Here is an 18155-nt window from a genome sequence, read left to right on the forward strand (position 1 = left end):
GCGCATTCGCGAATCCGGGGCTCGTAGCTGACCAGTAATACCCGTGCGGGCCGCCCCAACGGTCGTTAGGAACACCGCATATGGCAGGTCATCGCTCAGCTCCTTCTCACGAGCGGGCCCGTGCGCTCGCCCAGCGGGTACGTGCGTTAAGGGAAGACCGTGGGTGGACGCGGGAACGGCTGGCGAAGGAGGCAGGCATCGCCGTCGGGACACTGGGCCGTCTGGAGAGCGAGGGAGCGATCCAGCCAGGTTTCCTGACCGTTGGCGCGGTGGCCGAGGCTCTTGCGGTCTCTCTCGATGATCTGTTCGGGGCGACCCAGGTCGCGCCCGTCACGCCCGGTCTGTGGTCCGCCGGGTACGAAGGGCGGGATATCGACTCGTTCGTCGCCGCGCTCGTCGACAGCCGCATCGGTGTCGTGGCGGATGTACGGCTCACGCCGATCAGCCGTAAGAAGGGCTTCAGCAAGACCCGCCTCGGGGAGGCACTGGCTGAAGCCGGAATCGAATACACGCACCTGCGTGGCCTGGGCAATCCGAAGGACAACCGGGAGCCCTTCTGGGACGGCCGCCTCGAAGTGGGGCGGGCACGCTTCCGTGGCCTGCTGCAGTCCGAGGCGGCGCAGTCCGACCTTGACCGCCTCGCGGAGCACGCCCGGCAGTCGCGGGTGGCGGTGCTGTGCTTCGAGAAGGACGAGAGCCGCTGCCACCGGCAGGTCGTTCTGGAGACGGTTCGCCAGCGGGCCGCCGTGCCGGTAGTTCCCCTGGCCTGACTTCACCCCTCGCTCCTGGACGCGCTCTTGCCCATAGCGCATGCCTCTCCTCCAATCATCAGATCGGGAGATCTGTGGAGGGGGCAACCATGGGATCAGGGAGTCGACAGCGCGCACGGATCATGATCACGGTCAAGACATACCCGGAGCTGTCCAACAAGTACCGGGAGACCAGTTGTGTGGCAGGCATACGTCTGGATGAGGGTGCGCCTCGGCATGTGCGCCTGTTTCCCGTCCCCTTCCGGCTCCTGCGGGAGGAAGACCAGTTCCGGAAGTACTCGATCATCGAGATCGATGTCGAGTCCCACGGCACGCGGGACTCACGGCCCGAGAGCCTGCGGCCGGACTTCAGCACCCTCAAGATCGTGGGTGAAGTACCGCCGGGCGGCGACTGGAAGCAGCGGTACAAGTACGTCGAGCCACTCGTCGCACCATCCCTCTGCGCGATCAAACGGGATCAAGCTCAACGCGGCACCTCGCTCGGCGTCTTCCGGCCCGCCGAGGCAAGTTTTCGGCTGACATCTGCCGAGCCCTGGCCTGTGTCCAAGGCTGCGCTGGCCGATCAACTGGATCTCCTGGAGCAGGACTTGGCCCCACTGGAGTGGCTACCGCTGGAGTTCCGCTACCGGTTCCGCTGCGCGGACAACACCTGCCCGACGCATGACATGGCGCTGAAGGACTGGGAGGCCGGCGCGTCGTACCGCAGGTTTCTCCGTAAGTACGGCGAGCGTGCCGTGCGGGACAAGCTGCGAGAGCGCTGGTACGACTCGATCTTCACCCGTGACCGCGCAGTCCACTTCTTCGTCGGCAACATCGCGGCCCACCCCAGGACCTTCATGCTGCTGGGCGTGTTCTACCCGAAGGCGCATGTGGTCGAGTACGTGCAGGACAGCCTGTTCGGCGTTTGACGACGTGTCACCCCCTGGTCCCCGCGACTGGCGCTCCCGGAAGATCCTTCACCTCGTGCCGCGAAGCCCGGTTCTTGGACGAGCCCGAGGCTAATGTTGTGCGCCTTGTGTCGGCGCGTGCGCAGCCCGGGAGTTGTGGTTGCCGACGGGCGCACGCGCCGCAGGGGGCGATCATCGACCAGGGGGGCAAGTGGAGCCGAGAAGCGCCACAGCCGTGGGGAGAGACTTTCCCTATACGGCGGAAACGACCTGCTACATCGAGGTCCACGAAGACGGCAGAGTCACCCATGGGGACTCACGAGCCGCATACGAGCGGACCGTTGCGGGCAAGTCCCGGCTGTTCGCCGTATGGCCCGGCCAGTGGTCGAGCGACCTCTTCGAGATCGACGACCTCGACGAGTACGCCAAGGCACACGGGATCAAACACGACCAGGATCGCACCGGACTCAGCGAGCACGTCCACGATGTGGAGTGGACCGAGGAGACGGCCTATAACACCAACCCTCGTAGCCCGTACATCAGTATCCGCCTCACGATGAAGTGCGGGTGCGAGATCCGGAACCTGGACGCCTTCGCCAAGCAGATGCGAGAACAGCACGGTTGGAGCGTCGCCACCAGCGGCGGCTGGGGCAGTGGTAGCGGCCCAGAAGGCACGACCTATTCCCTGCGGGTGCGACGCAAGAGTCTTGGCGCCTGATCAAGGAGTTCGGGGAGGGGATCATGGACAGCGACTGGGTTTCAATCGACTTCGAGACAGCCAACTACTGGCCGGGCAGCATCTGTTCGGTCGGCATGACAGCCGTGGTGGCCGGAAAGACAACGGATCGGTTCTCCACATTCGTGAACCCTCCCGGTGACGGTGGCTTCGCGGCGTACAACACCTCCATCCACGGCATCACTGCACAGATGGTCGATGGAGCACCTGCCTGGCCTGCGGCTCTACAACAGATTCTCGACTTCGCGGACGGCCGCCCGCTGGTCGCCCACAACGCTGCTCTCGACATCGGGGCATTGCGCGCCGCCTGCACGGAGACGGCGGTGAAATGGCCGGAGGTCCGGTACGCCTGCTCCCTGGTCGTCGCTCGCCAGACCTGGAGGCTGCCCGCCCACCGTCTTCCGTTCGTAGCCGAGGCCGCCGGCGTACCCATGACGGGCGCCCATCACGATGCTCAAGCGGATGCCGACACGGCCGCTCGCGTCATGCTCGCCGCCATGGCCGTACACGGGACGGACGAACTCGATGTTCTGCTGAGGAAACTCCAGATCCGTTACGGTCGGCTTTACCCGGATTCCGGGTCGTGGTCGAACTGCCGCCGCCGCATCGAGGAGAGGCGCCCGCCCATCCCGACCGCGAACCCGGACGCGGACCCCGAGGGCCCCTTGTACGGGCGCCACATCTGCATCACCGGCACCCTGAACTCCCTGTCCCGCACCGATGCCCAACACCGACTGGCAGACGTCGGGGCGCAAGCCACCGCCAGGGTGAGCCGCAAGACAGACATTCTGGTCGTTGGCACCCCCGACCCCACGCGCTTCGTCCCCGGCATGGCGCTCAGCGGGAAGCATCGGAAGGCGCAGGAACACCACGACGATCATCGCCACGGCGAACGCGACGCCGTAGCTGAGCGCGCTGGGCAGGCCCAGGTCGTGCAGCAGCGGGTCGAGTTCGTGGGAGATCGCGGGCTTGGACAGGGAGCCCAGGCCCAGGGTGCAGACGGTGATGCCCAGTTGGGCGCCGGCCAGCATCAGTGACAGCTCTCGCATACCGGCGAGGGCCGCGCCCGCGCCGCGCCGGCCCTCGGCGGCGGCCTTCTCCATGCGGTGCCGTTCGGCGGCGACGAGGGCGAACTCGGCGGCGACGAAGAACCCGCTGCCGATGAGCAGCAGGACGGTGACGAAGAGCGCCATCAGGAAACTCATGCCTGCTCCTCCGCCTGCTCGGCCAGCCGTTCCATGCGAACGCGGTCGGGGACGTGCCTGTCGAGGGTGCGTACGTCGATCAGCGCGCGGCCTCCGCCGGGCAGGTCGACGGTGAGGCGGTCGCCGATGGTCGGGAAGCGGCCGAGCCGGTCGACGATCAGGCCGGCGACAGTGTCGTAGTCGTCCTCCTGGGGCAGGTCAACGCCGGTGACTTCGCCGACCTCGTCGAGGCGGCGGCCGGCGTCCACCAGCCAGCCGGCGCCGTCCGCGACCGCGATCTCGGTGATGAGGTCGGACTCGTCGCCGATGTCGCCGACGAGTTCCTCGGCGATGTCCTCGTACGTGACGATGCCCGCCACAGCGCCGTGTTCGTCCAGGACGACCGCGAACTCGTCGCCCTGGGAGCGCATCCGCTCCACCGCGTCCGGCAGCAGCAGGGGCCGACGGGCGGCCTGGGCCGCCGTGGTGTCCGTGAAGCCGTCGGCGGGCAGGGCCATCAACTCCCGGACGCCGAGCACTCCGGTGACGTCGTCGGGATGGTCGCCCAGGACGGGGTAGTTGGAGTGGCCGTGCTTGGCGATCAGCTCGACCGCCTCGGCGAGGCTCGCGTCCTTGCGGACGAAGACGGCGTCCACGCGCGGCACCATCACCTCGTCCAGGGTGCGCTCGGAGAACTCCAGGGCGTGGTCGAGGAGTTCGGCGGCGCCCTTGGGCAGTTGGCCCTGCTCGTGGGACTCGCCGATCAGGTGGCCGAGTTCTTCCAGGGTGGCGCCGTGGTGGAGTTCTCGACGGGCTCGATGCCGATCCTGCGCAGGAACTTGTTGGCCGCGCCGTCGAAGATGTGCACGAGCGGGCCGACGACCTTCAGGTAGGCCAGGGTGGAGGAGGCCAGCGACTTCGCCAGCCGTTCGGGGACGGCGATTGCGAGGTTTTTGGGGCCAGTTCGCCGATCACCATCTGTACGACCGTGGCCAGGACGAAGGCGAGCACGACGGAGATTCCGCCGACGGCCCCGTCTGGGATACCGATGCCGGTCAGGACGGGCTCGAGCAGCGCGGACACCGACGGCTCGGCGATGAAACCGACGACCAGGCCGGTGACGGTGATGCCGAGTTGGGCGCCGGACAGCATGAAGGACAGGCGTTCCAGTACCTTCAGCGCGCGGGCGGCCTTCCGGTCACCGGCCTCGGCCGCACGGGCCAGGGCCAGCCGGTCGACGGACACGTACGCGAATTCCTGGGCGACGAAATAGCCGGTGCCAACGGTCAGAACCAGCACGGCGAGCAGGCCGAACCAGGCTTCCACGGCGCTCATCGACGCCTCAGCCCGCAGTGGACACCCGCCACGTGCCGCGCTCAGGAGAGACCTGGCGGAAGGGTGGTCGGGGACTGTGCCCCAGGGAGTCCGTCAAGCTGGCGGACAAGGGTGCTCCTTCACTAGAACGTTCGCCTTGGCAACGATTCTGACCGCATCCACGTTCCGGGCACGGCGGGGGCCGCTCACCCGCGACCGGGCGCCGGCCCGACCAGTTCGGACAGGACGTCCTCCATGGTCACGAAGCCGATCACCGTGCCCTGCTCCCCCAGGACCGCCGCGAGATGGCTGCCCTCGCCGCGCAGGGCGGTCAGCGCGTCGTCCAGCGGAGTGTCGATGCGCACCCGGGTGACCGGGTGCAGGGCGGCGGACGGGAAGGGGCGGTCCCGGTCGGCCACGCCGAGGGTGTCCTTGATGTGCAGGTAGCCCAGCAGGGCGCCGTCCGCGCCGGTGACCGGGAAGCGGGAGTACCCGGCGTCGGCGGCGGTCCGCTCCAGGCGGGCCGGAGTGATGGAGGCGTCGACCGTGCGCATCTTCTGCGCCGGGACGAGGATCTCGCCCACGGGGCGCGTGCCGAGTTCCAGCGCGTCGCGCAGCCGCTCCCCGTCGGCGGACGACAGCAGGCCGGCCTGGCGGGAGTCGAGGACCATGCGGGCGAGCTGGTCGTCGGTGAAGACCGACTCGATCTCGTCCTTCGGCTCGACGCGCAGCAGCTTCAACAGGGCGTTCGCGAAGGCGTTGATACCGAAGATCACCGGTCGGACGGCCTGGGTGAGGGCCACCAGGGGCGGGCCGAGCAGCAGCGCGGTCGGAACGGGCGCGGCGAGCGCGATGTTCTTGGGGACCATCTCGCCGATCAGCATGTGCAGATACGTCGCCACGGTCAGCGCGATCACGAAGGCGACCGGGTGCACCAGGCCGTCCGGGAGGTGGACCGTGTCGAAGGCGGGTTCCAGCAGGTGTGCGATGGCCGGTTCGGCGACCGCGCCGAGAACCAGCGAGGAGGCGGTGATGCCGAGCTGGGCCGTGGCCATCATCGCGGAGAGGTGCTGAAGGCCCCACAGGGTCATGCGGGCCCGCTTGTTGCCTTCCTGGGCGCGCGGTTCGATCTGGCTGCGGCGCACGGAGATCAGGGCGAACTCGCCGCCGACGAAGAAGGCGTTGGTCAGCAGGGTCAGAGCGCCGATGGTGAGCTGCAGCGCGGTCATCGGGCCTCCTCCGCAACCTGGACGGGTCGTGCCGGTGCGACGATGCGGACGCGGTGGGCGTGGTGGTGGTCGACGTCGAGGACGTCCAGCTGCCAGCCGTCCAGGTCGAGGGCGTCACCCTTGGCGGGTATACGGGCCAGGCGGGTGGCGATGAGGCCGGCGACGGTCTCGTACGGGCCCTCGGGCGCCGTCAGTCCTATGCCGGCGAGCTGGTCGAGACGCACTCCGCCGTCCGCCTCCCACGCCTCGCGGCCGTCGTCCGCCGCCGGGACGGGCAGCAGGTCGGGTGCCTCGACGGGGTCGTGCTCGTCGCGGACCTCGCCGACGACCTCTTCGACAATGTCCTCCATCGTCGCCACGCCCGCCGTACCGCCGTACTCGTCGATGACCACGGCCATCGTGCGGGTGGCCCGCAGGCGCTCCAGCAGCCGGTCGGCGGTGAGGCTGTCGGGCACCAGCAGGGGCTCGGTGGCCAGCTCGGTGACGAGGGTGGTCGCCCGTTTCTGCGGGTCGAGCGCGAGGACGTCGCGGATGTGGACGGTGCCGATGACCTCGTCGAGGCTGTCGCGGTAGACGGGGAAGCGGGACAGGCCGGTGGCGTGGGTGAGGTTCGCGGCGTCGGCGGCCGTGGCGTGCGTTTCCAGGGCCTTCACGTCGACACGCGGGGTCATCACGTTCTCGGCGGTCAGTTCGCCCAGGTGCAGGGTGCGGACGAACAGTTCGGCGGAGTCCGCCTCCAGGGCGCCCTGGGCGGCCGAGTGCCGGGCCAGCGCGACCAGTTCCTCGGGGCTGCGGGCGGAGGCAAGCTCCTCGGCGGGCTCCAGACCGAGGCGGCGTACGAAACGGTTCGCGATGCTGTTGAGGTGCCGGATGAACGGGCCGAAGGCGGCGGTGAAGCCACGCTGAGGACCCGCGACCACCTTGGCGACGGCCAGCGGCCGGGAGATCGCCCAGTTCTTGGGCACCAGCTCACCGACGACCATCAGGACGACCGTGGAGACGATCACGCCCAGCACGGTCGCCACGGCCGATGCGGCCCCGCCCAGGCCGGCCGCCTCCAGCGGACCGCGCAGCAGCGCCGCGAGCGACGGCTCTGCGAGCATGCCGATCACCAGCGAGGTGACAGTGATGCCGAGCTGGGCACCGGAGAGCTGAAAGGTCAGACGGCGTACGGCCTTCAGCGCGCCCTCGGCGCCGCGCTCACCCGCCTCGGCGGCCCGCTCCAGGTCCGAGCGCTCGACGGTGGTCAGCGAGAACTCGGCCGCGACGAACACGGCACAGATCAGCGTGAGGAGAAGGGCCACCAGGAGCAGCAGGACCTCGGTCACCGTGCCACCCCCGCTCCCTCATAGCAGCGGGACACGGCACGGCCGGTACTGGGAGGCTCACCCATTGGATGACCAACGCTCCTTCTGATGACACGGGTACGGCGGAAAGCCAGGGACCAGGGAGTGGAAAGAGGTCATTCGCTTCTACACCCACTGTAAAGGAGCCGCAAAGCATCGCCTTCGCGGGATACCGGGAACCGGTTTTCGGCCGTTCCCGCGCCACGGGCCTGGAGCACGACCTTCCCTCGCTCCTCCGACCCTATGCTTCTACTCGACTGTAGAAGGGCCTCGGCCCGGAACGTACGAACGCATGTGAAGGAGTGAACGCCCCAATGGTGTTCAAACGACTGCTCGGCTCGCTCGGCGTGGGCGGCCCCACGGTCGACACGGTCCTCGACCCCGCCCCTGCCCGGCCGGGCTCTGCACTCACCGGCCAGGTCCATCTCAAGGGCGGCAACGCCGACTTCGACATCGACCACATCACCCTGGAACTGGTGGCACGGGTCGAGGCCGAGCACGAGGAGGGTGAGAGCGAGGGCGTCGTCGTCTTCGACCGCTTCACCGTCGGCGGCGGCTTCCGGCTCGGCGAGGGCGAGCTGCGCAGCGTGCCCTTCACCGTGGTGCTGCCGTGGGAGACGCCCGTCACCGAGCTGTACGGGCAGGGGCTGGGCATCGTCCTCGGTGTGCGCACCGAGCTGTCGGTGGCCGGCGCGAAGGACAAGGGTGACCTGGACCAGCTGAGCATCGCACCGCTCCCCGCCCAGGAGGCGATCCTCGAAGCCCTCGGCCAGCTCGGGTTCGGCTTCAAGTCGGCCGACCTCGAATACGGACGCATTCGCGGCACCGGTCAGCAGCTCCCCTTCTACCAGGAGATCGAGCTCACCCCGGCCCCGCAGTACGCCCACCAGGTCAACGAGATCGAGCTGACCTTCCTCGCGGGCCCGGGCGGCATGGAGGTGGTTCTGGAGGCCGACAAGCGCGGCGGCTTCTTCTCCGAGGGCCATGACACAGTCACCCGGTTCACGGTCGGCCACCACGACGTCCGCGACTGGAACACCGAAGTCGACGGCTGGATCCGCCAGTTGGTCGAGCACCGGGCCTCGTACGGCTCTCACCAGGGCGCCTACGGCCATGGCGACCCGTACGCCGGCCACGGCCACGGCGGACACCACGGGCCCGACGACCACCGTTCCGGCCCCGGCATGGGCACCGTCGTCGCGGCGGGCGCGGCCGGCCTCGCCGTCGGTGTGGTAGGCGGCATGGTGGCGGCCGAAGTCGTGGACGAGGTCGGCGACTTCTTCGAGGGCGACGAGGAAGAGGAGGAGGAGTGACGAGGCTCGCCGGAACTTATCCGACCGGCGGGTAGTTTCTACGTTGCTGTAGACCTTGATCCGTTTCGCATTTCGACTCTCTGGAGTTTTCATGGCCCTGTGGGACCGCTTCAAGGAGTCTGCATCGACGATGCAGACCCAGCTCATGGCGAAGAAGAATGATCTCAAGAGCGGCGCCTTCCGCGACGCGAGCATGGCGATGTGCGCCCTGGTCGCCGCCGCCGACGGCTCCATCGACCCCGCTGAGCGCCAGCGGGTGGCGCAGCTGATCGCCACCAACGAGGTGTTGCAGAACTTCGATGCCATGGATCTGCAGCGGCGCTTCGACGAGAACCTCAACAAGCTGACCGCCGATTTCGCCTTCGGCAAGGTGAGCGTGTTGCAGGAGGTCGCCAAGGCGAAGAAGAAGCCCGCCGAGGCCCGTGCCGTCATCCAGATCGGCATCGTCATCGGCGGCGCGGACGGCGACTTCGACAAGACCGAGCAGGCCGTCGTACGTGAAGCGTGCTTCACGCTGGACCTGCCGCCGCACGAGTTCGACCTCTGAGCAGCACGGACCACACCCGGCAGGCGCGCTTCCCCACCGACAGCGCCTGACCCGCCGTCGCCCGGCGGGTCAGAGGGGCGTGGCCGCGTGGAGGATGAAGATCATGGTCACGGCGGAGTTCGCGGACGACATCGCCGATACGGCCGTACCCGCCGCCGCACCCCATGTCGCCAGGCCGACAGTGGTGAACACCGACGGCCAGCGGCGTCCGGTCGGTGCGGGTCCGAGCAGGGCCGCCACCCTGCGCGGCACGGGCCCCGGCGCGGCGAAGCCGGCGAGCGTGGCCGGTGGTGCGCCGTGGGAGACCAGCGCGGCCCTGCCGATCGCCCGCGCCACGGTTCGACGGCTGCCGACGGCCTGGGCCGCGTCCTCGTCGGCCCAGCGCTCCGCCGTGTACGACACCGCCGTACGCAGGGGTCGCAGGAACGGGTTGGCGCGCGCGGCCAGGTGCACGGCGAGCAGGTGGCGGTGGTGGCGGGCGGTGAGGTGGGCGCGCTCGTGGGCGAACAGGGCGCGGCGCTCAGCCGGTTCCAGGGAGTCGAGCAGTGCGGTGGTCACGACGATCCGGTCGCGGCGACCGCCGGGCAGCGCGTACGCGTAGGGCACCTTGTCGGGCAGGACCGCGACCTCCATACCCGGCAGTCCGGCAAGGGCCCGGTGCGCTCGACGGCGTACCCGGCGGTGCCGCCACAGCGTCTGACCGCAGGCCAGGGCCACCACACACAGAGCGGGGATGGCCACCTTGCCGGCGACCTCGTCATACGGGACGGCCTCGCGCACCTCGGGGTCCGACCAGCCGTCGGGCAGCGGGTTGCCTGGGAGCTGAGCGGTGCCGACCACCATGAGCAGCGCCAGGCACACCGTGCTGCACACGGCCATCACCGCGGCCACACCGGTCAGCAGCCGGGTCGCGGTACGCGGATGGAGATGCTGCTCGGCGAGGCGGGCGACCGGCCACGCCGTCAACGGCAGTATCAGCGGCAGAAAAACGAAGACCCCCATCGGGTGTCAGTCTTCCCCTCCGTCGCGGGACCGGCCCAGAAGTTCGCGCAGCAGCCGTTCGTCGTCGGGACCGAGGCCGGTGACGAAACTGGCCAGTACGGCCTGCCGGTCTCCCTCGTTGTCCAGCACCCGGCGCATCTTGTGGGCGGCCAGGCCGGCCTGGTCCGCCACGGGCAGCCACGCGAAGGACCGGCCCGCCCGTTCGCGGGTGACCGCACCCTTGGCCAGCAGCCGGGTGAGGATCGTGATGACGGTCGTATAGGCGAGGCCACTCCCCAGGCGCTCCTGGACCCAGCCGGCCGTCGCGGGCCCGTCCGCCTCCCGCAGCGCGGACAGCACCAGCGCCTCCAACTCGCCCTGCCCCCGTCGCCGGGGACGCTGCCGGTGATCCGTCACGCCCTGTCTCCCTTCCGCTGCCGCGTACTTCATGAGCGCTCCATCGTAAGGACACCCTGGGCCTCGCGCCCGCATCACACCCCGTACCATTTCTACAGTGATGTAGATTATCGTCGGGTGCAACCGCACCGCAGGATCTCAACCAGGAGGAAAACAGTGGGAGTTTCCCTGTCCAAGGGCGGCAACGTCTCGCTCAGCAAGCAGGCGCCGGGCTTGACCGCTGTCCTGGTCGGCCTGGGCTGGGACGTCCGGACGACCACCGGCACCGACTTCGACCTCGACGCCTCCGCCCTGCTCCTGGACGTCTCCGGCAAGGTCCTCTCGGACGGGCACTTCGTCTTCTACAACAACCTCACCAGCCCGGACGGGTCCGTCGAGCACACCGGGGACAACCTCACCGGCGAGGGCGAGGGCGACGACGAGTCGATCAAGGTGAACCTGGCGGGCGTACCCGCCGAGGTCGACCGGATCGTCTTCCCTGTCTCCATCCACGACGCCGACAACCGCGGCCAGAGCTTCGGCCAGGTCCGGGGTGCCTTCATCCGGGTCGTCAACCAGGCGGGCGGGCAGGAGATCGCGCGTTACGACCTGTCCGAGGACGCCTCCTCCGAGACGGCGATGGTCTTCGGCGAGCTGTACCGGGGCGGCGCCGAGTGGAAGTTCCGCGCGGTCGGCCAGGGGTACGCCTCCGGACTGGCCGGGATCGCCTCCGACTTCGGCGTCAGCATCTGACCAGGCCGACACGCGCTGCCGGGCCTCCCCCTCTCAGGGGTCGGGTCCGGTGGCCGACCCACCGGGAGACCACGTGGCCGACCCGACTCGCCTCCGCCCCGAGGACCGACCCGACTTCGAAGCGATACTGCGGCTGGCGATGAGCAGCGCCGTCATCGGAAGGACCTGCTCACCGACCCCACCGGCCAGACAGCGGTCCGAGTGCGGGAACGGGCCCTCGACACCGCCGACGAGATCACGGCGGTGACGGGGAGGGAGTACGCCGCCCACCTCGCCCTGCGGGCGGCTGCCCGGCACGGCCCGACAGGCCCGTCGACGAGCCGCGGCACCCTGCTGCCCGCACTCGCCGTGCTCACGCCGGTTGTGGCCGCCGTGTCCGCCGCAGCACTGCTCCTGCTCGGCTACACGCTCCAACTCGCTGGCACGACAGGCGACTTGACGCCGTCGCTGGTGACCGCCGGCTGGGTGCTGACGCTCGTCACGGCGCTGAGCACTCTCGTGGCGCTCGCGGCCCTGCTGCGGACAGCGGTGCGTGAGCGCAGTGGCCCGCCGACCGCCGAGCGGGTGGAGCGGGCCCGGCTGTCCTGGCATCAGGCGCTGCTGGACCAGGCATTGGTGCCACACCTGCGCCGATACGTCGCCGAGGACCCGTCCCTCGGTACGGCGGAGGCGAATCCCATCCCCGCGCACGCTCGTCCCACCGACCGCCCCGCCCGCTGGCCCTCCCCAAGGACAGGACCCCATGTTCGGACTGAGTGAACTGGCCGTCATCCTCATCGTCGTCATAGCCGTCCTCGCCGCCAAGAAACTCCCTGAACTGGCGCGCTCGGCAGGCAAGTCGGCCCGCATCCTCAAGGCCGAGGCCCGTGCCATGAAGGACATGGAGAAGGCGAAGGAGGGAGAGGGCGCGGAGGCGGGCTCGGCTCCCCTGGTCATCCAGGGCGAGACAGCCGCTCCGGGCACCGGCACGCCCGCCCCCGCCACTGAACCCGAGCGACCGGGCCCTGAGAGCAGCGCGCCGGCGCGGAATACCTGACGGCAGAAGTCGGGCGTCACTTGATGCGCCCCGCGCTGCGCGTCGCGGCGTGGAGCAGGTACTCCAGCGGGCCACGCCGGAAGTACCGGGTCCCGACGACCGCCAGGAAACATGACGGCAGCGACGACATAGGTCAGGGCCCGTTACAGCGGCCAGGAGGAATTCCCAGGGACGGCCGGACATGGCTCCCGACAGACGGCCAGAAGCACGGTCGGTGACGAGCGAACCGGCTACTCGAACAGATGCCGGTGTGCTCTGCTCCAGGCGATCCTGTCGTCGAGTTCAGTCAGGAGCCCGTCGGCTACCCAGGTGGCTTGGGGCTCATGGCCCTGCTCGGCCAGCCGACCCACGAGGTCGGCGTTGTCCTGCTGTCTGCCAATGACGGAGCTGACGATCCCAGCAGCCGAGTCAAGGCCGTACGCGGTACAGAAAATCTCCAGCCGCCGACGGCGGTCGGGCGCCGCCGGGTAGCGCAGCCAGCGCAGGCACTCGGCGTCGTCGCGGAACGGGGCGACGTACTCCAGCGCGTAGGCCACGTCGTGCACCCGCAGTGCCGGGCGGGCGAAGTCCCAGTCGATGATTCCCACCGGCTGGTCGCCCCGCCACACGACGTTCCAGGGGCCGAAGTCCCCATGGCAGACGACCTCGTCGTGGCCGGAGCCGCCCGCGCCTACGGACCAGATCGCGCCCGGCGGGGGCGAGAAGCCGGCACAGGCGTCGTGGTAGTCACGCAGCAGCCGGGCGAAGTTCCTCAGGCCCTTGTCATCCACCACCTTGGCCCAGCCCGCGGACCCGGAGTCACCCTCGATGAAGGACACGGCTTCCCGCCCTTCCTCGTCGAATCCCAGGGGGCGGGGCGCATAGGCGAAGCCGACCTCCTCCAGGTGCCGCAGTAGCGCGTGGACGCTGGGTGTCCACGGCTGGGCGGGCCTGCGGACAGTGTCACCGATCCGCACCACCCGACGATGGACACCGTCCTGCATCACTTCCTCACTGGCCACCCGATTCACGCTACCCAGCCACCCCAGCTGGCGGCACCTCGATTACCGTCAGCGACGAATGGCGGTCAGTTACCTCCCCGACAAATGGCCGCTGTCGGCGGTGGCGCCGCCGCGCAAGACGCCCAAGCCGCGGGCCCCGGTGCTGGATCCGGCCAAGGACTGGATGGTGTAGGCCATATCAGGTCCTCCGTACGCGGCTGCAGCCGGTGAAGACGACGAGCGCGACCACGGTTGCCACCTCGGTGGCCAGGGCGTCTGCGAGCAGCTTGTCCAGGTGTGGCTGAACCACGTCGACCAGAGCGAACAGCACTGTCGATCCGCTGAGCCCCGCCATCACGCCGGCGCCCCAGTAGCGGTGCCGGGCCCAGAACCACTGGATCAGGAGCATTCCGACCGGCACGGCGACAGGCAGTTGTCGTTCCCCAGCAGGGTGAGCACGGCCCAGCCGGCAGCGCACACCGCCGAGCACCACACCAGGATCCAGGCCGTCTCACTCCACGTCACTGGCCTCGCCTCGTCCACCGCGTCGCCCCTTTCCGTCAACGACGCCATTTAGCAACGGTCGGTCGCCCGGTCGGCATGCCTGTTTCCAGCATGGTCCGCGTATGCCGGACTGCCGTCCTGCGGCAAGATCGCACGCCACATCAGCCGTGTGGACGTCAGGGGTGAACAAGGCAAGCGGGGGGCGGGGGCTGAACGCGGGGCTTGACGCTCCGTTTCCAGCCCCCGACTTTCCTCAGGGCCGTCAGGGCCGGATGACCACGCGGGTGCCGCCGTAGACCACCGCGAGTGCCTCGTCGGTCGAGGTCCGCGTGACCGACGTCCAGGTGCCGTTCAGGTTGATGTTGCCCTCACTGCCGACATAGGCGGTGCCGACTGCCGGTACGGTCCCGGTCGTGGTCGTGGTCGTCTCACCGAGCCCGGTGACCGGTCTGGCGATCAAGGCCATCACCGGGTCCGGCCTGCCAGGCACGATCAGCCAAGGTCGGCATCACGGTGAACTGGTCGGCTGCCGGACCCTCTTCGCTGATCACGAAGTGCGAGCCGGGCGTCGACGGCGGGACGACCGCCACGGCGGCAGGCAACGCCACCTCCGACAAGGCCACTCCGGCCTTGGGCAGCCATCAGGTACACGTCCGTGCGACCCAGCAGTCCGGCAAGAGCATCATCATCGCCTACCTGACGTAGCCGCTCGTGGGCGTGAAACTCCGAATGCGGCAGCTCCACGGGCAACGCGGGGTGACCGGCTGTGGACACAGCTCTTGTGATCCACAGCTTGTGGGCAAGTCCTGCCGAGAACCGAATCGGAGTTCTGCAGGGCTTCAACGGGGTTACCGCAAGCCATACTTGACATGCGGGGATCGTCCCGTGGTGGCTTGAAAGCGGGAGGGGCAGCAATCCTGTGAACAGCGGCAGTAAGGGGCTGAGGAAGGTCGAGGTGCGGCTCAAGTGGGACCCGAGTCCCTTGAATCGGCCGCCTCATCATCTCGACATCATCGCCGCGACCTACTCGGCCGACGCCCTCTACGGGCGGCCGGTATATGTCGTCCACTTCGACAGCCGCTCGCCGGACGGCACCATCAACATGAGCAGGCACAGCCAGACCGGCCAGGGTTTCGGCTACGTCGAAGCGATGACCCTGGAACTCGACCGCCTCGCGCCCTCCTTCGCACGCGTGGTCGTGGGGGTGGCGATCCACCAGAACACCGGCCCCAAGACTTTCGGCGACATCTCGAACGCCGGAGTACTGGTCGCCGAGGGGTACACGGAGCTGTTGAAGGACGACTTCGCGCAGATCGAGGGATCCACCGCCGGGACCGTCGCGGAGTTCACCAGGAACGCCGCCGGAACGTGGGAGTTCCACGAGATGGTCCGGGGGTTCGACAGCGAACCGGTGGTCTTCAGCGCGGAGATGGGCTCCGCCCCGCAGCCCTGACCGGGCAGCCGTGCGCGGAGCCTTGGCCGGCCGCCGCGCCGGGCGGGGCATTCTGCGCCCCGCCACCCGGTGAAAGAGTGGCGGGGCGGGGGCGGCTCCGTCCAGCGAGGGACTCGCGGGCATCAAGCCGGATCGGCCTCGTCGACGGGGGCAACGAAGCCAGGCGGGCATAGCACCCAACCCGATTTTTATGCGGATCTCGTGAAACTTGCTTGATTTTTGAAAGATGTGGCCCGCGTGACACCGTGGGGCTGTGGCGGGTTGCGTCGTCCTCCGGCAACCTCCCACGGCACCCCGAAGGCGAGCTTGAGGCCGATCGCCCGGATCGGGAGCGGGTCGGGCGGTGCAGGGTCCGGCATCAAAAACACGTAAAGATTGCCGGGATCAGGCAATGCCGATGCCGTCTCGAACATGTGAGCATGGCACCCAGCGGCATGGTGATGCGGACGAGAGGCGGTGGGGGCGGATGGGCTGGTTTCTGGGTCTCGGCATCGCGGGGATCGTTCTCCTGGCGCTGTCCCTCGTCTTCGACGGCGTACTCGAAGGACTCTTCGACGGCGTCGGCGTGCTGGACGGTCTCTTCGACGGGCTGCTGTCGCTGCCGGTCATCGCCGGATTCGTGTCCATGCTCGGCTTCTCCGGTGCGATCGCCATGGGCACCGTGGGCGTGGGCGCGGTCGGTGCGACCGCGATCGGCACGCCGACCGGGCTGGCAACAGGCTGGCTCGTGTACCGCCTCAGCCGGGTGCTGCTGGGCGACCGGTCCGGTGCGGCTCCGCGCGACGAAGATCTGCTCGGCGCCTCCGGATCCGTGGTCACGGCGATTCCGGCCGACGGCTACGGCGAGGTGCTGGTCCACCTGGCCGGGCAGCGTGTGAAGCTCGCCGCGAAGAGCCCGGCCCCGGTGGCCCGGGGGGCCGAGGTCTGGGTGGAGGGGACCCTGTCTCAGACAGCGGTGTTCGTACGCCCCGTGGAGCGCTGACCGAACCGCACCGCCGCCGCTCTCTTCGCACCGCCCTCCGGTGCCTGTTCCACATGTTCCTTTACCCGTACCTGTATCGATCCGCCGTCCTCTGGGAGGGCTGAGGGGAATTCGCCATGAGTTCAGTCGTTGTCGCCGTCATAGGAGTCGTCGTACTCCTCGTCCTGCTGGCGCTGGTCGTCGTCACGCGCTACAAGGTCGCCGGTCCGAGCCAGGCGTTCATCGTCACCGGGCGGCGCGGCAAGACGGCCACCGATCCGGAGACCGGCCGTGTCTTCACCGACAACAGCGGGCAGAAGGTCGTGGTCGGCGGCGGCGTGTTCGTCGTGCCGTTCGTACAGCAGAAGTTCACCCTCGACCTGTCCTCGCGGCACATCCCGGTCGCGGTCCGCGGCGCGGTCACGCTGCGCGGTGTCAAGGCGCACCTGGAAGGCGTCGCCATCGTCAAGGTCGGCGGCAGCGAGGACTCCATCCGCGCCGCCGCCCAGCGGTTCCTGATGCAGCAGGACGGCATCGTCGGCTTCACCCAGGAAGTGCTCTCCGGCGCACTGCGCGCCATCGTCGGCCGGATGTCGGTGGAGGACATCATCCGCGACCGGGCCGTGTTCGCCGGGCAGGTCGCCGAGGAGGCCGAGGCGAGCCTGTCCGGGCAGGGCCTGGTGCTGGATGCCTTCCAGATCCAGGACATCACCACCGAGGGCTCCTACCTGGAGGACCTCGGCCGCCCCGAGGCCGCCCGCGCCAAGCAGGAAGCCGACATCGCCGAGGCCGTCGCCCGTCGTGCCGCCGAGCAGGCCCGGCTGAAGGCCGAGGAGGAGATCGCCATCGCACAGCGGACGTTCGCGCTGAAGCAGGCCGAGATCAAGGCCGAGACCGATGAGGCCGCGGCCCGTGCGGCGGCGGCCGGTCCGCTCGCCGAGGCGGACCGGCGCCAGCAGGTGCTCGCCGAGCAGGAGAAGGTCGCCGAGCGCCAGGCGGCGCTGACCGACCGGGAGTTGGACACCAAGGTCCGCAAGCCCGCCGACGCCGCCCGCTACCAGGCCGAGCAGGAGGCCGAGGCCCGGCGCATCGCGCAGGTCAAGGAGGCCGAGGCGGACGCCCAGCGGTCCCGGCTGACCGGTGAGGGCGAGAAGGCGCACCGCGCCGCGCTCGCCGACGCCGTACGCATCGAGGGGGAGGCCGAGGCCGCCGCGATCGGCGCGAAGGGCGCCGCCGAGGCCGAGGCCATGCGGAAGAAGGCGGACGCGTTCGCCCAGTACGGCGACGCGGCCGTGCTGCAGATGCTCGTCGAGGTCCTGCCCCAGGTCGTCGCCAAGGCGTCCGAGCCGCTCAGCGCCATCGACAAGATGACGGTCATCTCCACCGACGGCGCCTCGCAGCTCTCCCGCACGGTCGCCGACAACGTCGCCCAGGGCGTCGAACTCCTCAGCTCCACCACCGGAGTCGACCTCGCCGAGCTGCTGAAGAACCTCACCCAGCGGGCCGGCGGTTCGCAGCCCGAGGCCGCGGCGTCCGCCGAGGCGAACGGCAAGATCGAGATCACCGGCTGACGTCGCCGCAGGCAGTGGCGTGAGCCCGGGCGGCCGTGAACCGCCCGGGCTTCAAGGACAGCTGTCGGCGTGTGCGGGACCCGGCGAGCGGCCGCGAACGCCTTGCGGCCGCTCGGCCGGCCGGGCGCAGGGGTGGGGCGAGCCGTCCCCGTCCTCCGCCTCAACGCCGCCGCCGGACACTGTCTGCACGAACG

Annotated in this window: 19 protein-coding genes and 3 pseudogenes; 13 read left to right on the top strand and 9 right to left on the bottom strand. The window is 69.3% G+C overall.

The genetic code is table 11. The annotated features are described in order from the left end of the window. Positions 1-80: 80 nt before the first annotated feature. From ACWDR4_RS16990 to ACWDR4_RS17005, 4 genes and pseudogenes are all read left to right on the top strand, one after another. The gene (locus tag ACWDR4_RS16990) at positions 81-770 is read left to right on the top strand and encodes a DUF488 family protein, N3 subclade (RefSeq protein WP_450409194.1); all 690 of its coding nucleotides are present in this window, start codon (positions 81-83) and stop codon (positions 768-770) included. A gap of 89 nt (positions 771-859) precedes the next feature. Then, positions 860-1678, top strand: coding sequence for a hypothetical protein (locus tag ACWDR4_RS16995; RefSeq protein ID WP_450409195.1), 819 nt, complete (start codon positions 860-862; stop codon positions 1676-1678). Positions 1679-1892: 214 nt separating this feature from the next. Next, entirely contained in the window at positions 1893-2375 is a 483-nt protein-coding gene (locus ACWDR4_RS17000) for a hypothetical protein (protein ID WP_450409197.1), read from the top strand. Positions 2376-2470: 95 nt separating this feature from the next. Continuing rightward, a pseudogene (locus ACWDR4_RS17005) lies at positions 2471-3202 on the top strand (exonuclease domain-containing protein); the annotation flags it as partial. Positions 3203-3247: 45 nt separating this feature from the next. On the opposite strand, the pseudogene ACWDR4_RS17010 reads toward ACWDR4_RS17005, so the two are convergent. The 4 genes and pseudogenes from ACWDR4_RS17010 to ACWDR4_RS17025 form a co-directional block, all read right to left on the bottom strand. Continuing rightward, a pseudogene (locus tag ACWDR4_RS17010) lies at positions 3248-3598 on the bottom strand (CNNM domain-containing protein); the annotation flags it as partial. Next, a pseudogene (locus tag ACWDR4_RS17015) lies at positions 3595-4912 on the bottom strand (hemolysin family protein). The pseudogenes ACWDR4_RS17015 and ACWDR4_RS17010, both read right to left, overlap by 4 nt. A 185-nt stretch (positions 4913-5097) precedes the next feature. Further along, on the bottom strand, positions 5098-6120 hold the full coding sequence (locus ACWDR4_RS17020) for a hemolysin family protein (protein WP_450409199.1): 1023 nt from the start codon (positions 6118-6120) through the stop codon (positions 5098-5100). Further along, entirely contained in the window at positions 6117-7448 is a 1332-nt protein-coding gene (locus tag ACWDR4_RS17025; RefSeq protein WP_450409201.1) for a hemolysin family protein, read from the bottom strand. Before ACWDR4_RS17025 ends, ACWDR4_RS17020 begins: the two co-directional genes overlap by 4 nt. Before the next feature lie 332 nt (positions 7449-7780). Here ACWDR4_RS17025 and ACWDR4_RS17030 point away from each other — a divergent pair, with 332 nt between their 5' ends. Next, positions 7781-8779, top strand: a complete 999-nt coding sequence (locus tag ACWDR4_RS17030; RefSeq protein ID WP_450409203.1) for a sporulation protein — start codon at positions 7781-7783, stop codon at positions 8777-8779. A 91-nt stretch (positions 8780-8870) separates the two neighbouring features. Beyond that, positions 8871-9326 carry a tellurite resistance TerB family protein gene (locus tag ACWDR4_RS17035; RefSeq protein ID WP_450409205.1) on the top strand — a complete coding sequence of 152 codons (456 nt, stop codon included), beginning with the start codon at positions 8871-8873 and terminating at the stop codon, positions 9324-9326. 69 nt (positions 9327-9395) lie between these two features. Here ACWDR4_RS17035 and ACWDR4_RS17040 read toward each other — a convergent pair whose 3' ends face one another. Both ACWDR4_RS17040 and ACWDR4_RS17045 read right to left on the bottom strand, forming a co-directional pair. After that, positions 9396-10328 (bottom strand): M56 family metallopeptidase, encoded by a 933-nt coding sequence (locus ACWDR4_RS17040; protein ID WP_450409207.1) that lies wholly within the window; start codon positions 10326-10328, stop codon positions 9396-9398. A gap of 6 nt (positions 10329-10334) precedes the next feature. Continuing rightward, complete coding sequence (locus ACWDR4_RS17045) at positions 10335-10724, bottom strand: BlaI/MecI/CopY family transcriptional regulator (RefSeq protein ID WP_450409208.1); 390 nt, start codon at positions 10722-10724, stop codon at positions 10335-10337. A 156-nt stretch (positions 10725-10880) separates the two neighbouring features. Here ACWDR4_RS17045 and ACWDR4_RS17050 point away from each other — a divergent pair, with 156 nt between their 5' ends. From ACWDR4_RS17050 to ACWDR4_RS17060, 3 genes are all read left to right on the top strand, one after another. Beyond that, positions 10881-11456 carry a TerD family protein gene (locus ACWDR4_RS17050; RefSeq protein WP_450409210.1) on the top strand — a complete coding sequence of 192 codons (576 nt, stop codon included), beginning with the start codon at positions 10881-10883 and terminating at the stop codon, positions 11454-11456. A 201-nt stretch (positions 11457-11657) separates the two neighbouring features. Beyond that, positions 11658-12215, top strand: a complete 558-nt coding sequence (locus ACWDR4_RS17055; RefSeq protein ID WP_450409212.1) for a hypothetical protein — start codon at positions 11658-11660, stop codon at positions 12213-12215. Then, positions 12199-12492 (top strand): twin-arginine translocase TatA/TatE family subunit, encoded by a 294-nt coding sequence (locus ACWDR4_RS17060; RefSeq protein WP_450409214.1) that lies wholly within the window; start codon positions 12199-12201, stop codon positions 12490-12492. The genes ACWDR4_RS17055 and ACWDR4_RS17060 overlap by 17 nt, the downstream gene beginning before the upstream one ends. 230 nt (positions 12493-12722) lie before the next feature. Here the strand turns inward: ACWDR4_RS17060 and ACWDR4_RS17065 are convergent, their stop codons facing one another. The 3 genes from ACWDR4_RS17065 to ACWDR4_RS17075 form a co-directional block, all read right to left on the bottom strand. After that, on the bottom strand, positions 12723-13493 hold the full coding sequence (locus ACWDR4_RS17065) for an aminoglycoside phosphotransferase family protein (RefSeq protein ID WP_450409216.1): 771 nt from the start codon (positions 13491-13493) through the stop codon (positions 12723-12725). 178 nt (positions 13494-13671) lie between these two features. After that, positions 13672-13893, bottom strand: coding sequence for a hypothetical protein (locus ACWDR4_RS17070; RefSeq protein WP_450409218.1), 222 nt, complete (start codon positions 13891-13893; stop codon positions 13672-13674). Between the two features lie 345 nt (positions 13894-14238). Then, positions 14239-14466, bottom strand: a complete 228-nt coding sequence (locus tag ACWDR4_RS17075; protein ID WP_450409220.1) for a hypothetical protein — start codon at positions 14464-14466, stop codon at positions 14239-14241. A 23-nt stretch (positions 14467-14489) separates the two neighbouring features. On the opposite strand from ACWDR4_RS17075, the gene ACWDR4_RS17080 reads away from it, so the two are divergent. From ACWDR4_RS17080 to ACWDR4_RS17095, 4 genes are all read left to right on the top strand, one after another. Then, positions 14490-14681: a hypothetical protein gene (locus ACWDR4_RS17080; RefSeq protein WP_450409221.1), complete on the top strand. Its 192-nt coding sequence runs from the start codon at positions 14490-14492 to the stop codon at positions 14679-14681. A 214-nt stretch (positions 14682-14895) separates the two neighbouring features. Continuing rightward, positions 14896-15429, top strand: coding sequence for a TerD family protein (locus tag ACWDR4_RS17085; protein ID WP_450409223.1), 534 nt, complete (start codon positions 14896-14898; stop codon positions 15427-15429). Positions 15430-15895: 466 nt separating this feature from the next. Further along, positions 15896-16411: a hypothetical protein gene (locus ACWDR4_RS17090; protein ID WP_450409224.1), complete on the top strand. Its 516-nt coding sequence runs from the start codon at positions 15896-15898 to the stop codon at positions 16409-16411. Between the two features lie 116 nt (positions 16412-16527). Then, positions 16528-17961 carry a flotillin family protein gene (locus ACWDR4_RS17095; protein WP_450409226.1) on the top strand — a complete coding sequence of 478 codons (1434 nt, stop codon included), beginning with the start codon at positions 16528-16530 and terminating at the stop codon, positions 17959-17961. Positions 17962-18155: the final 194 nt, after the last annotated feature.

The sequence above is a fragment of the Streptomyces sp. NPDC000878 genome (assembly GCF_053599695.1).

What these genes read in the sequence shown, in the direction of transcription:
- ACWDR4_RS16990 (WP_450409194.1), top strand. Translation starts at nt 81, where the DNA reads ATGGCAGGTCATCGCTCAGCTCCTTCTCACGAGCGGGCCCGTGCGCTC.
- ACWDR4_RS16995 (WP_450409195.1), top strand. Translation starts at nt 860, where the DNA reads ATGGGATCAGGGAGTCGACAGCGCGCACGGATCATGATCACGGTCAAG.
- ACWDR4_RS17020 (WP_450409199.1), bottom strand. Translation starts at nt 6,120, where the DNA reads ATGACCGCGCTGCAGCTCACCATCGGCGCTCTGACCCTGCTGACCAAC.
- ACWDR4_RS17030 (WP_450409203.1), top strand. Translation starts at nt 7,781, where the DNA reads ATGGTGTTCAAACGACTGCTCGGCTCGCTCGGCGTGGGCGGCCCCACG.
- ACWDR4_RS17035 (WP_450409205.1), top strand. Translation starts at nt 8,871, where the DNA reads ATGGCCCTGTGGGACCGCTTCAAGGAGTCTGCATCGACGATGCAGACC.
- ACWDR4_RS17040 (WP_450409207.1), bottom strand. Translation starts at nt 10,328, where the DNA reads ATGGGGGTCTTCGTTTTTCTGCCGCTGATACTGCCGTTGACGGCGTGG.
- ACWDR4_RS17060 (WP_450409214.1), top strand. Translation starts at nt 12,199, where the DNA reads ATGTTCGGACTGAGTGAACTGGCCGTCATCCTCATCGTCGTCATAGCC.
- ACWDR4_RS17090 (WP_450409224.1), top strand. Translation starts at nt 15,896, where the DNA reads ATGGGCTGGTTTCTGGGTCTCGGCATCGCGGGGATCGTTCTCCTGGCG.
- ACWDR4_RS17095 (WP_450409226.1), top strand. Translation starts at nt 16,528, where the DNA reads ATGAGTTCAGTCGTTGTCGCCGTCATAGGAGTCGTCGTACTCCTCGTC.